Origin of the sequence: Plantimonas leprariae, from assembly GCF_008802405.1 — a bacterium.
In the GTDB taxonomy this organism is placed as follows: Bacteria; Pseudomonadota; Alphaproteobacteria; order Rhizobiales; family Rhizobiaceae; genus Plantimonas; species Plantimonas leprariae.
This window is the reverse complement of record NZ_VZDO01000026.1, coordinates 1-16,139: the sequence shown is the minus strand read 5'-3', so window position 1 is coordinate 16,139 and position 16,139 is coordinate 1. Positions and strand designations below refer to the sequence as shown.

At 67.9% G+C, this 16,139-nt stretch carries 13 protein-coding genes; 6 read left to right on the top strand and 7 right to left on the bottom strand.

The window, feature by feature from the left end; translation table 11 throughout:
• Nucleotides 1-244: 244 nt before the first annotated feature.
• The 4 genes from F6X38_RS22095 to F6X38_RS22080 are packed head-to-tail and all read right to left on the bottom strand — an operon-like array spanning nt 245 to nt 5,271.
• Nucleotides 245-1,873: an ABC transporter ATP-binding protein gene (locus tag F6X38_RS22095; RefSeq protein WP_150973698.1), complete on the bottom strand. Its 1,629-nt coding sequence runs from the start codon at nt 1,871-1,873 to the stop codon at nt 245-247.
• Nucleotides 1,866-2,789: an ABC transporter permease gene (locus tag F6X38_RS22090; RefSeq protein WP_150973695.1), complete on the bottom strand. Its 924-nt coding sequence runs from the start codon at nt 2,787-2,789 to the stop codon at nt 1,866-1,868. Before F6X38_RS22090 ends, F6X38_RS22095 begins: the two co-directional genes overlap by 8 nt.
• A 5-nt stretch (nt 2,790-2,794) precedes the next feature.
• Complete coding sequence (locus tag F6X38_RS22085) at nt 2,795-3,709, bottom strand: ABC transporter permease (protein ID WP_150973693.1); 915 nt, start codon at nt 3,707-3,709, stop codon at nt 2,795-2,797.
• 56 nt (nt 3,710-3,765) lie between these two features.
• On the bottom strand, nt 3,766-5,271 hold the full coding sequence (locus F6X38_RS22080) for an ABC transporter substrate-binding protein (protein WP_150973691.1): 1,506 nt from the start codon (nt 5,269-5,271) through the stop codon (nt 3,766-3,768).
• Nucleotides 5,272-5,562: 291 nt separating this feature from the next.
• Here F6X38_RS22080 and F6X38_RS22075 point away from each other — a divergent pair, with 291 nt between their 5' ends.
• From F6X38_RS22075 to F6X38_RS22050, 6 genes are all read left to right on the top strand, one after another.
• On the top strand, nt 5,563-6,732 hold the full coding sequence (locus tag F6X38_RS22075) for a sialidase family protein (protein WP_150973689.1): 1,170 nt from the start codon (nt 5,563-5,565) through the stop codon (nt 6,730-6,732).
• 78 nt (nt 6,733-6,810) lie between these two features.
• The gene (locus F6X38_RS22070; protein ID WP_150973687.1) at nt 6,811-7,569 is read left to right on the top strand and encodes a FadR/GntR family transcriptional regulator; all 759 of its coding nucleotides are present in this window, start codon (nt 6,811-6,813) and stop codon (nt 7,567-7,569) included.
• A gap of 127 nt (nt 7,570-7,696) precedes the next feature.
• The gene (locus tag F6X38_RS22065; RefSeq protein ID WP_150973685.1) at nt 7,697-8,800 is read left to right on the top strand and encodes a four-carbon acid sugar kinase family protein; all 1,104 of its coding nucleotides are present in this window, start codon (nt 7,697-7,699) and stop codon (nt 8,798-8,800) included.
• Nucleotides 8,797-9,825, top strand: a complete 1,029-nt coding sequence (gene pdxA / locus F6X38_RS22060) for a 4-hydroxythreonine-4-phosphate dehydrogenase PdxA (RefSeq protein ID WP_150973684.1) — start codon at nt 8,797-8,799, stop codon at nt 9,823-9,825. The genes F6X38_RS22065 and pdxA overlap by 4 nt, the downstream gene beginning before the upstream one ends.
• A 13-nt stretch (nt 9,826-9,838) precedes the next feature.
• Nucleotides 9,839-10,993 carry an iron-containing alcohol dehydrogenase gene (locus tag F6X38_RS22055; RefSeq protein WP_150973682.1) on the top strand — a complete coding sequence of 385 codons (1,155 nt, stop codon included), beginning with the start codon at nt 9,839-9,841 and terminating at the stop codon, nt 10,991-10,993.
• A 20-nt stretch (nt 10,994-11,013) separates the two neighbouring features.
• Nucleotides 11,014-11,898, top strand: a complete 885-nt coding sequence (locus F6X38_RS22050) for a dihydrodipicolinate synthase family protein (RefSeq protein WP_150973680.1) — start codon at nt 11,014-11,016, stop codon at nt 11,896-11,898.
• 207 nt (nt 11,899-12,105) lie between these two features.
• Here the strand turns inward: F6X38_RS22050 and F6X38_RS22045 are convergent, their stop codons facing one another.
• From F6X38_RS22045 to F6X38_RS22035, 3 genes are all read right to left on the bottom strand, one after another.
• Nucleotides 12,106-13,488 (bottom strand): HD-GYP domain-containing protein, encoded by a 1,383-nt coding sequence (locus F6X38_RS22045; RefSeq protein ID WP_150973678.1) that lies wholly within the window; start codon nt 13,486-13,488, stop codon nt 12,106-12,108.
• 285 nt (nt 13,489-13,773) lie between these two features.
• Nucleotides 13,774-15,300 (bottom strand): FAD-dependent monooxygenase, encoded by a 1,527-nt coding sequence (locus F6X38_RS22040; RefSeq protein WP_150973676.1) that lies wholly within the window; start codon nt 15,298-15,300, stop codon nt 13,774-13,776.
• A 442-nt stretch (nt 15,301-15,742) separates the two neighbouring features.
• A partial coding sequence (locus tag F6X38_RS22035) for a M10 family metallopeptidase C-terminal domain-containing protein (protein ID WP_202618058.1) occupies nt 15,743-16,139 on the bottom strand: 397 nt, incomplete at its 5' end.

Here is a 16,139-nt window from a genome sequence, read left to right as displayed (position 1 = left end):
GTTGGGTCATGATCTGCGGCATGAACACGGCACGGAAGGTTCGTACCAAGGACATCCGATCTGCCGGGCAGGGTGGTTTGCGAACCGGCAGCTTTCGGGTGATCGGATAGGGGAAGCCGACGGTTGGCAGCCGCCTCCTACACTTCCAGGCTGCGCAAGACGCGGATGAGGTCCGCCTTCCCTTCGAAGCCGATGCCCGGCAGCGACCTCCACGATGCGCACGGGCATCCTCCTTCCGTTCCGGCTATTGCGCCGCCGCGAGCCCCTCCTGCCGCAAGCGGCGTCGCTCGGCTTGCTGTTTAGGGTCGGCGTCGAGGCCGGCGGCGAGAAGCGCGCGCGTGTAGTCCTCGCGCGGGGTCTCGAACACCTGGCGCACCGTGCCCTGTTCGACGATGTGCCCGCCCTTCATCACCAGCACGTGGTCGGCGAAGTCGCGCACCAGCGCGAGATCGTGCGCGATGAACACGAAGGCGATCCCGTGCTCGCGCTGCAGGCGCTCGAGAAGCGCGATCACCTGCGCCTGCACCGACACGTCGAGCGCCGAGACCGCCTCGTCGCAGACGATGAGGTCGGGCTCCAGCGCCAGCGCCCGCGCGATCGCGATGCGCTGGCGCTGCCCGCCGGAGAACTGGTGCGGATAACGGCGCATGTGCTCGGGCGCGAGGCCGACCTCCGCCAGAAGCTCGCCCACGCGCTCGCGCCAGCGTAGCCGGGGCAGGACGGACGGATGGATCACCCAGGCCTCCGAGACGAGGTCGAAGACCGTCATGCGCGGGTTCAGGGACTGCGTCGGATCCTGGAACACCATCTGGATCTCGCGCCGGATCGAGGCGGTCTCGCGCGGGGTCATGGCCAGAAGATCGCGGCCCTTGTAGTGCGCGGTGCCGGAATTGGCCTCCTCCAGCCGCATCAGCACCTTGGCGAGCGTCGACTTGCCCGAGCCGCTTTCGCCGACGATCGCGAGCGTCTCGCCGGGCTGGAGGTCGAAGCTCGCCTCCCTCAACCCGGCGAAGTTGCCGTAGAGCTTGGAAACGTTCCGCACCTTCAGGAGCGGCTCGTTGGCGCCCTCGGGCCGCCGCATCTCGCCCTTGCCGGGCGCGGCGTCGATGAGCTTCTTCGTATAGGGGTGCTTCGGGTTGCGGTAGACCTCGCCGGCCTCGCCCTCCTCGACGATCTCGCCGCCGTTCATCACGACGACGCGGTCGGCGACTTCCGCCACGACGCCGAGATCGTGCGTGATGAGGAGGAGGCCCATGCCGGTCTCGGCCTGAAGCTCCTCCAGAAGCTGGAGGATTTCCGCCTGCACGGTGACGTCGAGCGCCGTCGTCGGCTCGTCGGCGATGAGGATGTCGGGCTTCAGCGCCAGCGCCATCGCGATCATCAGGCGCTGACGCTGCCCGCCGGAGAACTCGTGCGGATACTTGGCGAGAGCCGTCTCGGGCTCGGGGATGCCGACGCGGCGGACGAGTTCCAGCGCACGGGCCTCGGCTTCCCGCTTCGGGCGGCCGTGCGCCGTCATCGTCTCGGCGATCTGCCAGCCGACCGGATAAACGGGGTTCAGGTGGCTGAGCGGGTCCTGGAAGACCATCGCGATCTTGCGCCCGTTGATCTGCCGCCGTTCCTCGTGGTTAAGGGTCAGGAGATCGCGCCCTTCGTAGAGGATGCGCCCGCGCACGATCTCCGCCGGCGGCATGTCGAGAAGGTTCATGATGGCGGAGGCCGAGACCGACTTGCCGGAGCCGGACTCGCCGAGCACCGCCAGCGTTTCGCCCCGGCCGAGCCGGTAGCTGATGCCCTTCACCGCCTGCACGGGCCCGTTCGCCGTATGGAAGGTGACGGCGAGGTCGATCACTTCCAGAAGCGCGTCAGCCATTCTTCCTGGTTCCTTCCAGCCGCCAGCGCTGCACGGGGTCGAGCGCGATGCGCATCCAGCCGGACAGAAGGTTCAGCGACATGGTGGTGAGGATGATCGCGAGGCCCGGCCAGAACGAAAGCCACCAGGCGTTCGAGAGGTAGGGGCGCCCCTGCGCCACCATCAGGCCCCAGGTGATGTCCGGCGGCTGGATGCCGATGCCGAGAAAGGAGAGCGAGCTTTCCGCCAGCATCACGAAGGCGAAGTCGAGCGTCGCGATGGTGAGGAGCGTCGGGGCGACGACCGGCAGGATGTGGCGGAACATGATGCGCCCGTGGCTCGCGCCCATGACTTTCGCCGCCTGCACGAACATGCGCTCGCGCACTTCGAGGATCTCGGCGCGCGCGGTGCGCAGATAAACGGGGATGCGGGTGATCGCGAGGACGATCACGAGGTTCCCGACCGACGGCGACAGGACGTAGAGCACGATCACCGCGAGAAGCAGCGAGGGAAAGGACATGATCACGTCGCCGAGCCGCGCGATCGCCTCGCCGGTCCGCTTGCCGCCGTAGCCGGCAAGGAGGCCGAGCACGGTGCCGATGATGGCCGAGCAGACGACGGCCCCGGCCGCGACCAGCATCGTGCTCTGCGCGGCGACGACGATGCGCGCCAGAAGCGAGCGACCGAGCTGGTCGGCGCCGAGCACGAAGAGCCAGCCCTGGGAAAGCGAGAACGGCGCCATGTTGCGACCGCGCAAGTTCTGCTTCGTCGCGGCGGCTTCCAGGAAATGCGGCCCGAGGATCGCGCAAAGAACGACGAGAACGAGGAAGATCGCGGCGACGAGCGCCACCTTGTCGCGCCAGAGCATGGCGAGGAGGCGAAGCGCGGCGGGCTTCTCTTCAGCGACAACGGGTGCGGGCGAGGATAGAACGGACATCGGTTTCAAGCCCTGATCCGGGGATCGAGCAGGAGATAGGCGAGGTCGATCAGGAGGTTCATCACGAAGATCGCGATCGCCGTCACCATGATCGAGGCGAGGATGACGTTGAAATCGCGCTGGAGGATGGCGTCGATCATCAGCTTGCCGACGCCGGGGAAGCCGAAGATCGTTTCCACCACGACGGCGCCGTTCAGAAGCGCCGCCGCCTGGTCGCCCATCACGGTGATGACGGGCAGCATGGCGTTGCGCAGCGCGTGGACGAAGACGATGGGCCGCGCCTTCACGCCTTTCGCCCGCGCCGTCTTCACGTAAGGCGCGGCGAGCGCCGAGATCATCGAGCCGCGTACCACCTGCACGATGAGGCCGAAGGGCCGGATGAAGAGGACGGCAACGGGCAGCACCCAGAACTGCCAGCCGCCCGTGCCCGACGTCGGCAGGAGCCCGAGATGGATCGAGAAGAGGACGATCGCGACGATCGCGATCCAGAAATCCGGCGCCGACGCGCCGACCAGCGAGACGAAGGTGACGACGCGGTCGAACAGGCGCCCGACGAAGAAGGCGGTCAGCGATCCCATGACGGTCGCGAAGACCGCGACGAGCGTCATGGTGATCACGGCGAGTTGGAAGGTCCAGACGAAAGCTTCGAGTACCACGTCGATCGCCGGCCGGGCGCGGCGGATGGATTCGCCGAAATCGAGATGCAGGAGGTCCCAGACGTAGCGCCCGAACTGGACGACGAGCGGATCGTTCAGCCCGTGGATCGCGCGGAACTGGTCGCGCATCGCCTGTGTCGCGTCGATCGGCAGGAAGAGGTCGGTCGGATCGCCCGTCAGCCGCGTCAGGAAGAACACGAGCACCACGAGGCCGACGAGCGAGACGAGGCTGGCGGTGAGCCTCTTGCGCACGAAGCGGAACATCAAGTCGCCTCCCGATGATCGAGGCGCCGGGCGGCGAAACCGCCCGGCGTTTGGCATCACTTCAGGCCGATTTCGGAGAGCTGAAGCTGCGAGTTGGTGGCGATCGTCGGCTTGAAGTCGAGCCGCTCGGCGACGCGCGCGAAGCCGACCATGTGGAAGAGAAGCACGTCGGCCACCACGTCGTCGTGGACATAGGTGAAGAGCTCCGACCAGAGCTTGGCGCGCTCCTCGCCGGTGGCGGCGCTGGCGCGGGCGATGAGGTCGTCCACCTTCGGGTCCGAGATGCCTGACTGGCGGCCCTTCGAATCGTACTTGAAGAAGGCCGAGAAGACGGGATCGCCCTTGGCATTGTCGTGGAGCACGGAAAGGAGCTGCGGCGGGCGCCCTTCGAGATAGGGCTTGGAATAAAGCTTCTCCTGCTCGGCGACGTCGAGCATCTTGAGGTTCACCGTGAAGCCGGCGTCCTGGAGCTGCGCCTGGATCGCCTCGTTCACCTCCGTCGCGTTCGGATAGTTGTTGTTGCGCCCGATCAGCTCGATCGGCGTGTCCACCGGCACGCCGTCGGCTTTCGCCTCGGCCAGCAGCTTCTTCGCGCCCTCGACGTCGTAGGCCGGGACCTTAATGTCCTTGTTCCAGCCGAGCGTCGTCGGCGGCACGATGGCGACGGCCGGCTCGGTGCCTTCCGGCAGGAGCGAGCCGATGAAGGCTGTGCGGTCGATCGCCATGTTGAGAGCTTGGCGCACGCGCTTGTCGTTCATCGGCGGGATCGCCGTGTCGACGCGCAGGTACATCGTCTCGGAGTTCGGATAGGAGAAGTCGGTCTTCGGGTTCGTCGCGTCGAGCTGCGAGATCGAGGGCGCGAGATCGGCCTCGCCCGCCTGCACCATCGCGGCGCGCACGGCCGAATCGGTGCGGAAGACGTAGGTCGCCTTCGTGACCGCCGGCTTGGTTCCCCAGTAGTCGTCGCGACGGTCGAGCACGATGCTCTGACCCGGCGTCCAGTTCGACAGGACGAAGGGTCCCGTGCCGACGGGCGTGCGCGTGAACTCGATCGGCGTTTCGCTCGGCACGATCGTCAGCACCGACATCAGAAGCGGCAGGATCGGCTGCGGCGGCTCGGCCTTGACGTCGAGGGTCGTGGCGTCGACAGCGGTGGCCGTCAGCTTGGTGTCGCCGAAATAGCGCGACAGTTCGCACGAGATCTTCGGGCTCGTGGCGCGCTCCAGCGAGTGCTTCACGTCCTCGGCGTCGAAGGCGGTGCCATCGGAGAACTTGACGTTCTGGCGAAGCTTGAAGCGCCAGGTGCCGTTGCCCTGATCCGCCCAGCTTTCGGCCAGTCGCGGCGAGACCTTGCCGCCGTTCTTCGAGTCGAGTTCCGTCAGCGTCTCGGAAATGTTTTCGAGGATCACGCGGCCGATGTTGGAGCGGGTCGCCATGCAAGGCTCGACGAGATCGAGTTCCTCACCGAGAACGACCGTCACGTCGCTTTTCGCCTGCGCCAGCGCCGGGGTGGTACCGGCCGCCGCCAGCAGCGCGGCCGTCAGGAATTTCAAGCTCGTCATCCGATCCTCCCAAACCGTCGCCCTGCGAGGGCTCTCGCAGCCCTCGCTCTTGCGAGGACGACAGCGTCGCGCCGCCTGTACGCGACGCGCCGCGCCCTCGATGGGGCCAGAACATGTTCCCAGTGCAACGAGTTGTCAACATGACAAATCTGGCGGACGAACTCGCCTTGCCTCCTTGCACACTGCTTTCATATCGGTTTCCGGCGCAAAGAAGCGAGTTTTGTTGATTTACAACTTGACATCCAAGTGTCCGGCTCCTCTTCTCGGATGCTGGAGACGGAGGCTGGTGCGATGGTGCTCGAAGATATTGCGACACGGATGACCGGACGTCTCCAAGCGAACGGATCGGGAGGAGAAGCCGCTCTTCTCGCTTCGCCGATGGTCCAGAACCATGCAGCCTTCCTTCATCTCGAGCCCGACGGCACGCTCCTTTGCGCTTGGTTCGGCGGTACGCTGGAGGGCAAGTCCGATGTCTCCATCCATGTCGCGAAGCTCGATCCGGGCGCGGAACGCTGGAGCGATGCCGTGCGGCTGAGCGACGACCCGGACCGCTCGGAGCAGAACCCGGTGCTTTTCCGTGCGCCGGGCGGCGATCTTGTGCTGCTCCACACGGCCCAAGTTTCCGGCAATCAGGAGGATTGCCTCCTGCGCCGGCGCTCGGTGAACCTCGCGGGCGGCATGATCGAAGGGGGCGAGGCGGCCATCCTCGACCTGCCGCGCGGCACCTTCGTCCGGGCGCCGATCGTGGTTCGCGACGATGGCACCTGGATGCTGCCCGTGTTCCGCTGCATCGCGCCGCCGGGGCGGCGCTGGACGGGCAGCCACGACACGGCGGGCGTCGCGGTGAGCGAAGACGACGGCCGGACGTGGCGACTTTTCGAGGTGCCGGGTTCGATCGGCTGCGTCCACATGACGATCGTGCCGCTCGACGGCGAGAGGATGGCCGCGTTCTTTCGCCGCCGTCAGGCCGACTTCGTGTATCGTTCAGAAAGCCGGGACGGCGGACGCACGTGGGAGGCGCCCGAGCCGACCGACGTTCCCAACAACAACTCCTCGATCGGCGCGATCCGGTTGCGGGACGGGCGCGTCGCCCTCATCTGCAATCCGTCCTCCGCCGCGACCTCGCCCGACCGCCGCCAGTCGCTCTACGACGAGCTCGGCGAGGACGCCGCGCGCGAGGACGCCACCGGCGGCTGCGCGCCGGTGTGGGGCGTTCCCCGCGCACCGCTGGCGCTCTGCCTGTCCGCGGACGGCGGCCGCACCTTCCTAGAGCGCCACGTCATCGAGGACTCGGCCGGAACCTGCCTGTCGAACAATTCGGAGGACGGGCGCAACCAGGAGCTTTCCTATCCCGTGCTCGCGGAGGCTCCGGACGGCGCGCTGCACCTCGCCTTCACCTACAAGCGCCGGGCCATCCGCCACGTGCGCCTCTCGCCCGGCTGGCTCGATGCACAGGGCTAGCGGCGCGAGGTGGAGGGTGCGCTTCGCAAGGGCTGCCGTTCCTGTCATCGTGTTCGCGGTCGCAGCGAAGGAAAGCCCATGAAGGCAGGCGCGAACGAAACGGACATGGAGCCCTCGCGGGCGCCCGCGGCGCGCCCCGGCCCCTTGTCGGAACGGGTCTACGAGGCGCTCAAGGAGCGCATCCTCTCCGGCGCCTATGGGTCGGACGAGAAGCTGCCCGGCGAGTACGACCTCGCTGCGAATTTCGACGTGTCGCGCCCGATCGTGCGGGAAGCCCTGGAACGCCTGCGCGGCGAAGGGCTGATCTATTCCCGACGCGGCGCCGGCTCCTTCGCGCGCGTGTCCCGCCCGCCCGCGCCCGCGCAGAATCTCGGCTTCGCGCCGGTGGAGACCATCGCGGACATCCAGCGCTGCTACGAGTTCCGCCTGACCATCGAGCCGGACGCGGCGGCGCACGCCGCGCTTCGCCGCAACGACGAGGCGCTCAGTCGGATCGAGGCCGCGCTCGCGCTCCTCGACGACGCCACGCGCCAGCAGCGGCACCGCGAGGACGCCGATTTCGCCTTCCACGTCGCCGTGGCGCAGGCCGCCAACAACCACTATCACCTGTCGGCGCTGCACGCGCTGAGGGAGCACATCGCCGTCGGCATGAAGCTGCACGGCCTGGCCCTTCTCGGGCCGAGCCCTGGCCTCCAGCGCGTCTTCGAGGAGCATCGCGGCATCCTCGACGCGATCCGCGCTCGCGACTCGCAGGTCGCGGCCGCGCGCATGCGAAGCCATCTGGAAGGCTCGCTCCAGCGCCTGTTCGAAGGCCGGCTCCTCGATCTCTCACTATAGACGATCAAACGCTATTTAACATGTTGACAGGTTTTTCCGTAATCTGTTAGCTACCCGATAGGAATGGCGGTCCGGCTTCAGCAACCGCCGGTTCATCCGTAATTCATCGGGAGGTGCGGAAACCCGCATGACGGCGCTGCGGCTCATCGCGGACGACCTGACGGGCGCGCTCGACAGCGCGGCCGCCTTCGCCTCGCCGGACGCGCCGGTTCCCGTGCGCTGGTGTCATGTTCCTGCCGCTCAAGGCAGCCTCGCCTATGACAGCGGCACGCGAGAAACCGAACCCGCCGAGGCGACGGCGAGGCTGCGCGATCTCGCGCCTCTCCTCGGCTCCGCCGGAACCGCGATCCGCTACAAGAAGATCGACAGCCTCCTGCGCGGCCGAGAGGCGGAAGAGATCGGCGCGATCCTCGACGTCCTCCGGCCGGAGTTCTGCGTCCTCGCCCCCGCCTTTCCCGCACAGAACCGCGCGACGCGCGCCGGGCGGCAGATGGTCCGCGCTCCCAGCGGCGAATGGCGCCCGACCGACGCCGATCTCGGCGCCCGCCTCGAAGCCACCGGTCACCTTGTCCACCGCGCCGCACCAGGCGAGGCGCCGTGCCCCGGCATCACCCTCTTCGACGCCGAGACCGACGCCGATCTAGATCGGATCGCGTCGACGCCCGTACCCGCGGACGTCGTCTGGGTCGGGAGCGGCGGCCTGGCGGCCGCCATCGCCCGCCGGCACGCAGGAACGGCGCGTCCGTCGCCGCAGCCGCTCCCTTCCACTATCCTCGGGCTGTTCGGCACCGATCACGAGGTGATGCGCGGCCAGCTCAAGCGCGTGGTCGACTGGCACGAGATCGTCCACGACGTCGAAGCCGAGGCCGGATGCATCGAACGTCTCCTCCGCGAGCGCGGCGCGGTCTTCCTCACGGTGTCCGTGCCGCCGGGAACGGGACGCGGACCCGCCGCCGATCATATCGGCGCCGCCTTCGCCGCGCTCGCAGGGCGGCTGGCCCCGCCCGGAACGCTCCTCGTCGCGGGCGGCGAGACGCTGAGACGCCTTTGCGACGCGCTCGGCGCGGGAGGCCTCAACGTCACGGGCGAGGTCGTGCCGGGCGTGCCGCGCTCCGTCCTGAAGGGCGGGCGCTGGGACGGCACCGCCGTCGTCTCAAAATCCGGCGCCTTCGGGAGCGTCGACTTCCTGCGCGACCTTGTCGCGCCCGCCAGCCAGGGAATCCAAGCATGATGCCGCATCTCGCCATCACCATGGGCGATCCGGCGGGCGTCGGGCCGGAGATCATCGTCAAGGCCTGCGCTCGCCTGAAGGATCGGCTCGACCGCGGCGACCTCCGCCTCCTCGTGATCGGCTCGAACCCCTCGCTCCTCGCCGCGCGCGACGCGCTGAAGCTCGACGTCGAGCTTCCGGAAGTCGGGGCGGACGATCGGGAATGGCCGCATCTCGCCTGCCTCCAGGCCGGCCCCGAAGGCGAGCCGATCCGGCCGGGCGTCCTGTCGGCCGATGCCGGCCGCTTCGCCTATCTCGCCGTCAAGCGCGGCGTGCGGCTGGCCGAGGCGGGGCGCATCGGGGGCATCGTCACCGCGCCGCTCAACAAGGAAGCCCTGAATAAGGCGGGCTACCATTACGCTGGCCATACCGAGATGCTCGCCGAACTCACCGGCGCGCGCGGCTCGGTGATGATGCTCGCCCACGACAACATGCGCGTCAGCCATCTCACCACCCATGTCGCGCTCCAGGACGTGCCGGCGCGACTGACACCGGAGCGTCTGCGCTTCGTCATCGACCGCACGAACGACGCACTCGGGCGACTCGGGCTTGGGCGCCGGCGCATCGCGGTCGCGGCCCTCAACCCGCATGCCGGCGAAGGCGGACTCTTCGGGCGCCAGGACGACGAGGTGTCCGCGCCCACCATCGCCGCCGCCGTCGCCGACGGGCTCGACGTCGTCGGCCCGGTGCCGGGCGACACGGTGTTCGTGAAGCTCAGGGCTGGCCAGTACGACGCCGTGATCGCCATGTACCACGACCAGGGGCACATCCCGGTGAAGCTCCTCGGCTTCAACGTGAACCCCGCGACCGGTACCTGGGACGCGCTGTCCGGCGTCAACATCACGCTCGGCCTACCGATCGTGCGCACCTCGGTCGATCACGGCACCGCCTTTGACATCGCCGGCAAGGGCATCGCCAACGAACTCAGCCTCGTCGAGGCCATCGACTATGCCGAGCGGCTGGCGAGCGCCCGCGCGGCGGCCTGACGGGAGACCTCTCATGAACGTCCCATCCTCCCTGCTCGCGCCAAGCCTCGCGGCGCCGATCTCGATCATCCGGCCGCGCATCGTCGAGTTCGGCTCCGGCGCGCTGCGCGCCGCCGCGCGCTTCGCCAAGGCGGAGAACTGCCGGCGCATCCTCGTCGTCGCCGATGCCTTCAACGCGGGGCGGATCGACGCGCTGGGCCTGCCCGGCGAGGTCGCCGTCTTCGGCGAGGTGCGGCCCGAGCCGGACGTGCCGAACCTCGAAGCCGCGATCCGGAGGGCCGAGGAGGTCGAGCCCGATCTCGTGATCGGTTTCGGCGGCGGCTCGGCCATGGATATTGCCAAGCTCGTCGCCGCGCTCGCAGGCAGCGGTCAGCGCATCGCCGACGTCGTCGGCGCCGAGAAGGTCGCCGGCCGCCGTGCCCGGCTGATGCAGGTACCGACCACCGCCGGCACGGGCAGCGAAGCGGGCACGCGCGCGCTCGTCACCGATCCCGCCTCTCAGAACAAGCTCGCCGTCCAGAGCGTCCACATGCTGGCCGACATCGCGATCGTCGATCCCGACCTGACGCTGAGCCTGCCGCCCGCCGTCACCGCCGCCAGCGGCGTCGATGCCATGGCGCATTGCGTGGAGGCCTTCACGAGCCGGAAAGCCCATCCGCTCATCGATATGTACGCGCTCGAAGGCACGCGGCTCGTCGGCCGTTACCTCTCGCGCGCCATCCGCGACGGCTCCGACGTCGAATCGCGCGCGGGCTTGAGCCTCGCTTCGCTATACGGCGGCTTCTGCCTCGGACCGGTGAACACGACCTCCGGCCACGCCGTCGCCTATCCGCTCGGCACACGGCACCACGTCGCGCACGGCGCGGCGAACGCTCTCGTCTTCCCCCACACGCTCGCCTTCAACGCACCGGCAGCGCCGGAGAAGACCGCGGCCGTCCTCGAAGCGCTCGGCCTTCGCGCCGGGCGGAACGAGGGCGAGGTGCTGGAGGCCGCCCATCGTTACTGCGCCGACCTCGGCTGCGAGATGCGCCTGTCGGCGCTCCAGGTGCCGCGCGAGGATCTAGGCGCGATGGCGCGGGAAGCGCACGCGATCCGCCGACTCCTCGACAACAATCCACGCCCGATCAGCGAGGCCGAGATCCTCGCGATCTACGAAGCCGCCTACTGAGCGCCGAAACGGAGTTCCCGATGCCAGCCCAAGCCTTCGTCGCTCTCGTCACCTGCTTTCGCGACGACGAGACGCTCGATCTCGAAGCGACGCGGGCACAGGTACGCCGCCAGGTGGAGGCCGGCAACAACATCATGTGCGCTGGCACCAACGGCGACTTCACGGCGCTGACCTTCGCGGAAAAGGTGCGGCTCACGCAAGCCGTGGTGGACGAGGCGGCGGGACGCGCCCGCGTCATCGTCAATGCCGGCATGCCCGCGACCTTCGAGACGCTCATGCTTGCGCGCGAGTTCGACCGGATCGGCGTCGACGGCATCGCCGTCATCACGCCCTTCTTCATTCAGGCGACGCAGGACGGATTGATCCGCCATTTCTCGGCTGTCGCGGACGCGGTCCGAACGCCGGTCTACCTCTACGACATTCCGGCGCGGACCCAGAACCATATCGAGCCGGAGACCGCGAGGACGCTCAGCCGGCACGGCAACATCGCCGGCATCAAGGATTCCGGCGGTGCGCAGGATACGCTGGAGGCCTATCTCGGTGTCGGGCGCGAGAGCCCGGGCTTCGCCGTCTATTCCGGCCCCGACCATCTCGTGCACTGGTCGCTCCGGAACGGCGCGGCGGGCTGCATCTCCGGGCTCGGCAACGTGATGCCGAAAGTGCTCGCCGGCATCGTTGCCGCCTTCAACGCGAGCGACGAGGCGGAGGCGGCGCGCCAGCAGGGCATCTTCGGCGACTTCCGCAAGGACCTCTATGCGCTCGGCTATCCGCCGGCGCTCGTGAAGCGCGCCCTCTACCTCATGGACCCGACGGTCGGCGCGAGCCGCCAGCCCGCGCTTCTGCCCGACCCCGCCCAGGACGCTAGGATCCGCACGATCCTGCGAACCTATGATCTGCCCAGATGAGCGGATCAGGCATCCAGCCGATGGCTCCTCCGAGTTGAAAGGACGGCTGGTTCATCCGCTACAATGACGGCTTTTGGGATCGCCGAACATTACGTTGAATGGCCGACTCCGGTCGGGAGCTGCCGATCCGCTTCCGGGCGACAGGTGCGCCAAGTCGGCCGCTCCGTTGACGAAATGGCAGCATACGCGCCCGAAAAACCCTTTTCGTCAGGCAGCCCTTAAATCGGCTTCCGCGGCACCCACGGCATCGGCCAGCGCCGCGAAACAGAGTGGATCGAAGGCGGATCCGACGTCTCGTTGCATGATTGCCAGCGCCTCGGCGGTCGGCATGGCAGCGCGATACGGGCGGTCGGCCGTCAACGCATCGAAGACATCGGCCACCGATACGATGCGGGTATCCCGATCGATCGCGTCGCCGGCCAGCCCGAGCGGGTAGCCTTTTCCGTCGAGGCGTTCGTGGTGCGCCCCGCCGATCCTCGCCAACTCGGCGAAAGCCGGGACGCGCGATAGGATGCTTTCGCTCTTTGCCGCGTGGCTGCGGATTTCCCGCCACTCATCGTCGTCGAGGCCACCCGGTTTGTCGAGCACGGCGTTCGACACGCCGAGCTTGCCGATGTCGTGGAGAAGCGCCGCCCGGCGCAGCCAACGCCGCCGCTCCATCGTGTAGCCCAAGGCGTTCGCGATCATGTCGGCATAGGTCGCGACGCGTTCCGAGTGACCTGCCGTGAACGGGCTCTTGGAGTCGATGATCTGTGCGAAGGCGACCGCGATGTCGTCGAGATAATCCTCGTCTGGGACGATCAGGCTGCGGGCCGGCTCGAGTGCGAAGACGACATCGCCGATTTCGGGCGAGGCGAGCGTGCTCCAGAAGTCGTCCGTCGCCGCAACGGCCTCGAAGTTGGCTGTCACATTGGGATCGAACCATGTCCCGCAACGGGCGCGGATCTCGGCGATCGCGGCCTTGCGGCCGACCGCAGCGTGGAACACGTCCGCGACTTGCGCCACGAGGGCGATCCGCGCGTAGAGCGGCACCGCGGTGCCCGCGAGCCGGTCCGGGCGCCCCTCGCCGTTCCAGTGCTCGTCGAGCGACCGTATGCCTTGGCAGACGGGTTCGGGAAACCGCAGCCGGGCGGCGATGGCGGCTCCGCGATGGCAGCGCGTTTCGATCAGGTCGTCGACTATCTCGGCGCCGCTCTGGACGATGTGCAGGATAGCACGCAGCCGCTCGCCGAGCCTGGAACGCTTGCCGGTGTGCGAGACGACGAAGCCGAGCACCTTCGGCAGACTGGTGCCGAGCGTCTTGAAGTCCCGTTTGAAGCCGATATCGTCGGCGAGGTACAACTCGCAGATGCGCGCCGCGTTGCTGGAGCAACCGAGGTCCTTCAGCATCGCCGTATAATACAGCTCCCAGAGCTGCATCTCGGGCAGACCAAGACGACGCCCGATCGCCAGCGCGATCCAGGCCGTTCGCACGCAGTGGCCGAGCGGCTGGCCCTCGGTAAGGTCCAGCGCATAGCTCAGAGCGCCGAGCAACTCGGATAGGCGCAAGCTCTGCGCAGGAGGTTTTGTGCGATCAACGAGGTCGAGCATCGTGCGGCGCTCCTTCGGCACGCCGATTGCGGTAACATTCCCCACCTTGCGATCCGGCAAAAGTCGAAGACACAATCTGCCGGTCGCTCGCCATCAACCTTTAACGAACGCCGGAACGGGGCGAGGTCCAAACGTCCGCTCCCGGGTCGACCGCCGCGCCGTCTCAGCGACCGGGTCGGGTCGGTAGCCGAAGCGACTGCGTGGTTGCCGGCCGTCGGGTTTCGGCAGAGCGAGCGGGGAAGCGGACCGCGCGTGGCGATGGTTGTGCCTGCCGCGATCGCGGCTCTATGCTCCCTGTCCCTCGAACGCGGACGGGCTGCCGATCTGCCAGCGCTCCGCAAAGCGGTCGAGAACGGTGGCATCCTGTTCGGCGTTCGCCAGCGCGACGTGTCCGTCGGGTCGCACGAGGTACAGCGCGTCGCGCTTGAAGCCGCTTCGCTCTGCCGCCTCTTCCCATGGATAGGCGCGGACCACGATGTCGTGCGCCGCGGCGGCAGTCTCGACTTCCCGCGACGGCTCGCCGTAGACGTGCAGGCCCCAGTCCCTGCCGTCCAGCGAGGCGTAGTTGTCGCCGGTCCATGGCAGGCGGTCGCCGCCGGAGACGCCTCCGACTTTGCCTTCGCTGATCGCGCTGTCGCGGTAGGCGATGCGGGTCTGCGACAGGGTCGCGAACAGCGCCCGCCGGACCGCCGGCAGGTGCGTCGCGACCGGCATCAGGTGCGGCATGATCCAGTCGCGCAAGACGCGGCTCGTCCATCCCTCGCCGACCATGCCCTGAAAGGCGCGGTCAGTGGTCTCCACTAGCTTGCGGGCGAACACTATACGCTCGGCTTCGAAGGTATCGAGGATATCGGGCGAGATCCGGCCCTGCACGAGGTGCGCCAGCTTCCATGACAGGTTCACCGCGTCGCCGATGCCGGTATTCATGCCCTGGCCGCCGGCCGGACTGTGGAGATGGCCGGCGTCGCCCGCGATGAACACCCGGTTCGAGCGGAAGTGCGCGGCGACGCGGTGGTGGACGCGATAGGTCGAGAACCAGTTCACGGTCGCGACGCGGATGCCGAGCAGGTCCTCGGCATAGGGGCGCACGTCGTCGAAACCGAAATCGTTCCGTCCGCTCAGCATCGGCGGCACGACGCCGATCAGCCGCTGCATGCCGCTGGAACGGACGGGCAGCATCAGGACGAGGCTGCGCTCGCCGAGGTGCATGTGGAGGTCCGTCTGGAACGGACCGTCGATCGCGACGTCGGCGACGAAGAAGAGTTGATCGTAGGTGCCGCCCGGAAAGTCGAAGCCGAGCTCCCGGCGCGTCGCGGTATGCGCGCCGTCGCAGCCGCAGAGATACGGGACCTCGACCGCCTCCTCCCGTCCGTCGCGCCGGAGCACGACTCTGACGCGCTCGCCGTCCTGTTCGAGCGAGATCAGTTCCGTGTCCCACTCGATCGCGGCGCCGAAGCCCCGCAGCCGCTCCGCCAGGAACCGCTCGTGATCGTCCTGCGGGTAGCAGAGCACGAAGGGGTAGGGGCTCATGCCCGTGCCGACGTCCTTGAACGAGAGCATCGCGAGTTCGCGCGTTCCCTCGTGGAAACGCGCCCGCTCCATGCGGATGCCCTTCGCGACGACCTCGTCCGCGAAACCCATCTGCGCGTAAAACTCCAGAGTCCGGGCATGGACGACCATAGCACGCGATGCTTCGCCCGGACCGGCCGCCTTCGCGACGATGTGGAACGGGATGCCGTGCCGGGCGAGGCGGAGGGCCAGAACGAGGCCTGTCGGCCCGGCGCCGACGATCAAAACCTGCGGATCGGACATCGCGGCATCCTCCGTTGCCCGAATGAGCAGATGCCGCGCCACCGCCCGATCCCGGCGTCTCGGTCGACAGCGAACTCGCCAACCTCGTGCGAACGGCCTCTTTCAGGACCTCTTGGATAACGCTCGAACGACGAAGAAGGGTCGAAAACGGTACGCCAGCTTTGCGGCGCAGTTGCCGTGAAAGCCGCCGGCTCACCGTTCGAGGGTTGGAGCGCCGACGAATAATCGCCGATGCTCCAACCCTGGCAAGTCCACGACTTCATCTGCTGCACGGCCAAACCGAACAAGCGCCGATCAGTTGCGTCGCCCTGCCAGTGTCTTCGCCATCATCGCTCGCAGCGGGTTCGGGACCAAACCGGTTCGGTCCATCCGTGCCTGCAAGGTATCGTCGGCTGCCGCGGTTCGGGAATGAGCGTCGGCGCTCCTTCGCGCAGGCTGCCTCCTACAGGATGATGAAACTGTCCGCGGCGAGCTTGAGCCCGGGGGAAAGGCTTGCGAACTGGACCTGCGCGGCGCCTCCGGCCCCGTCGGCGTCGTAGAACAGCTTGCCGGTGCCGCTGTCGTAGATGACGTTCTGGTCGGCCGTCGCGGCGAGCTTGCCGATGACGAAGTCGGACGCCTTCAGGCTGCCGAGATCCAGCGCCCGGAAGATGGCGCCGTCCAGCGCGATGCGATCCTGGCCGACGGCGAAATCCGCGATCGTGTCGACGTTCTGCTTCGCGTCGAGCAGCGTATTGAAGACGAAGGTGTCCGCACCCGCGTAACCCTTGAGCGTATCGTTGCCGCCGCCGCCTGCGATGGTGTTCGCGGCGCCGTTGCCGAGGATGGTGTTGGCGAGG

What these genes read in the sequence shown, in the direction of transcription:
- F6X38_RS22095 (WP_150973698.1), bottom strand. Translation starts at nt 1,873, where the DNA reads ATGGCTGACGCGCTTCTGGAAGTGATCGACCTCGCCGTCACCTTCCAT.
- F6X38_RS22090 (WP_150973695.1), bottom strand. Translation starts at nt 2,789, where the DNA reads ATGTCCGTTCTATCCTCGCCCGCACCCGTTGTCGCTGAAGAGAAGCCC.
- F6X38_RS22085 (WP_150973693.1), bottom strand. Translation starts at nt 3,709, where the DNA reads ATGTTCCGCTTCGTGCGCAAGAGGCTCACCGCCAGCCTCGTCTCGCTC.
- F6X38_RS22080 (WP_150973691.1), bottom strand. Translation starts at nt 5,271, where the DNA reads ATGACGAGCTTGAAATTCCTGACGGCCGCGCTGCTGGCGGCGGCCGGT.
- F6X38_RS22075 (WP_150973689.1), top strand. Translation starts at nt 5,563, where the DNA reads ATGGTGCTCGAAGATATTGCGACACGGATGACCGGACGTCTCCAAGCG.
- F6X38_RS22070 (WP_150973687.1), top strand. Translation starts at nt 6,811, where the DNA reads ATGAAGGCAGGCGCGAACGAAACGGACATGGAGCCCTCGCGGGCGCCC.
- F6X38_RS22065 (WP_150973685.1), top strand. Translation starts at nt 7,697, where the DNA reads ATGACGGCGCTGCGGCTCATCGCGGACGACCTGACGGGCGCGCTCGAC.
- pdxA (WP_150973684.1), top strand. Translation starts at nt 8,797, where the DNA reads ATGATGCCGCATCTCGCCATCACCATGGGCGATCCGGCGGGCGTCGGG.
- F6X38_RS22055 (WP_150973682.1), top strand. Translation starts at nt 9,839, where the DNA reads ATGAACGTCCCATCCTCCCTGCTCGCGCCAAGCCTCGCGGCGCCGATC.
- F6X38_RS22050 (WP_150973680.1), top strand. Translation starts at nt 11,014, where the DNA reads ATGCCAGCCCAAGCCTTCGTCGCTCTCGTCACCTGCTTTCGCGACGAC.
- F6X38_RS22045 (WP_150973678.1), bottom strand. Translation starts at nt 13,488, where the DNA reads ATGCTCGACCTCGTTGATCGCACAAAACCTCCTGCGCAGAGCTTGCGC.
- F6X38_RS22040 (WP_150973676.1), bottom strand. Translation starts at nt 15,300, where the DNA reads ATGTCCGATCCGCAGGTTTTGATCGTCGGCGCCGGGCCGACAGGCCTC.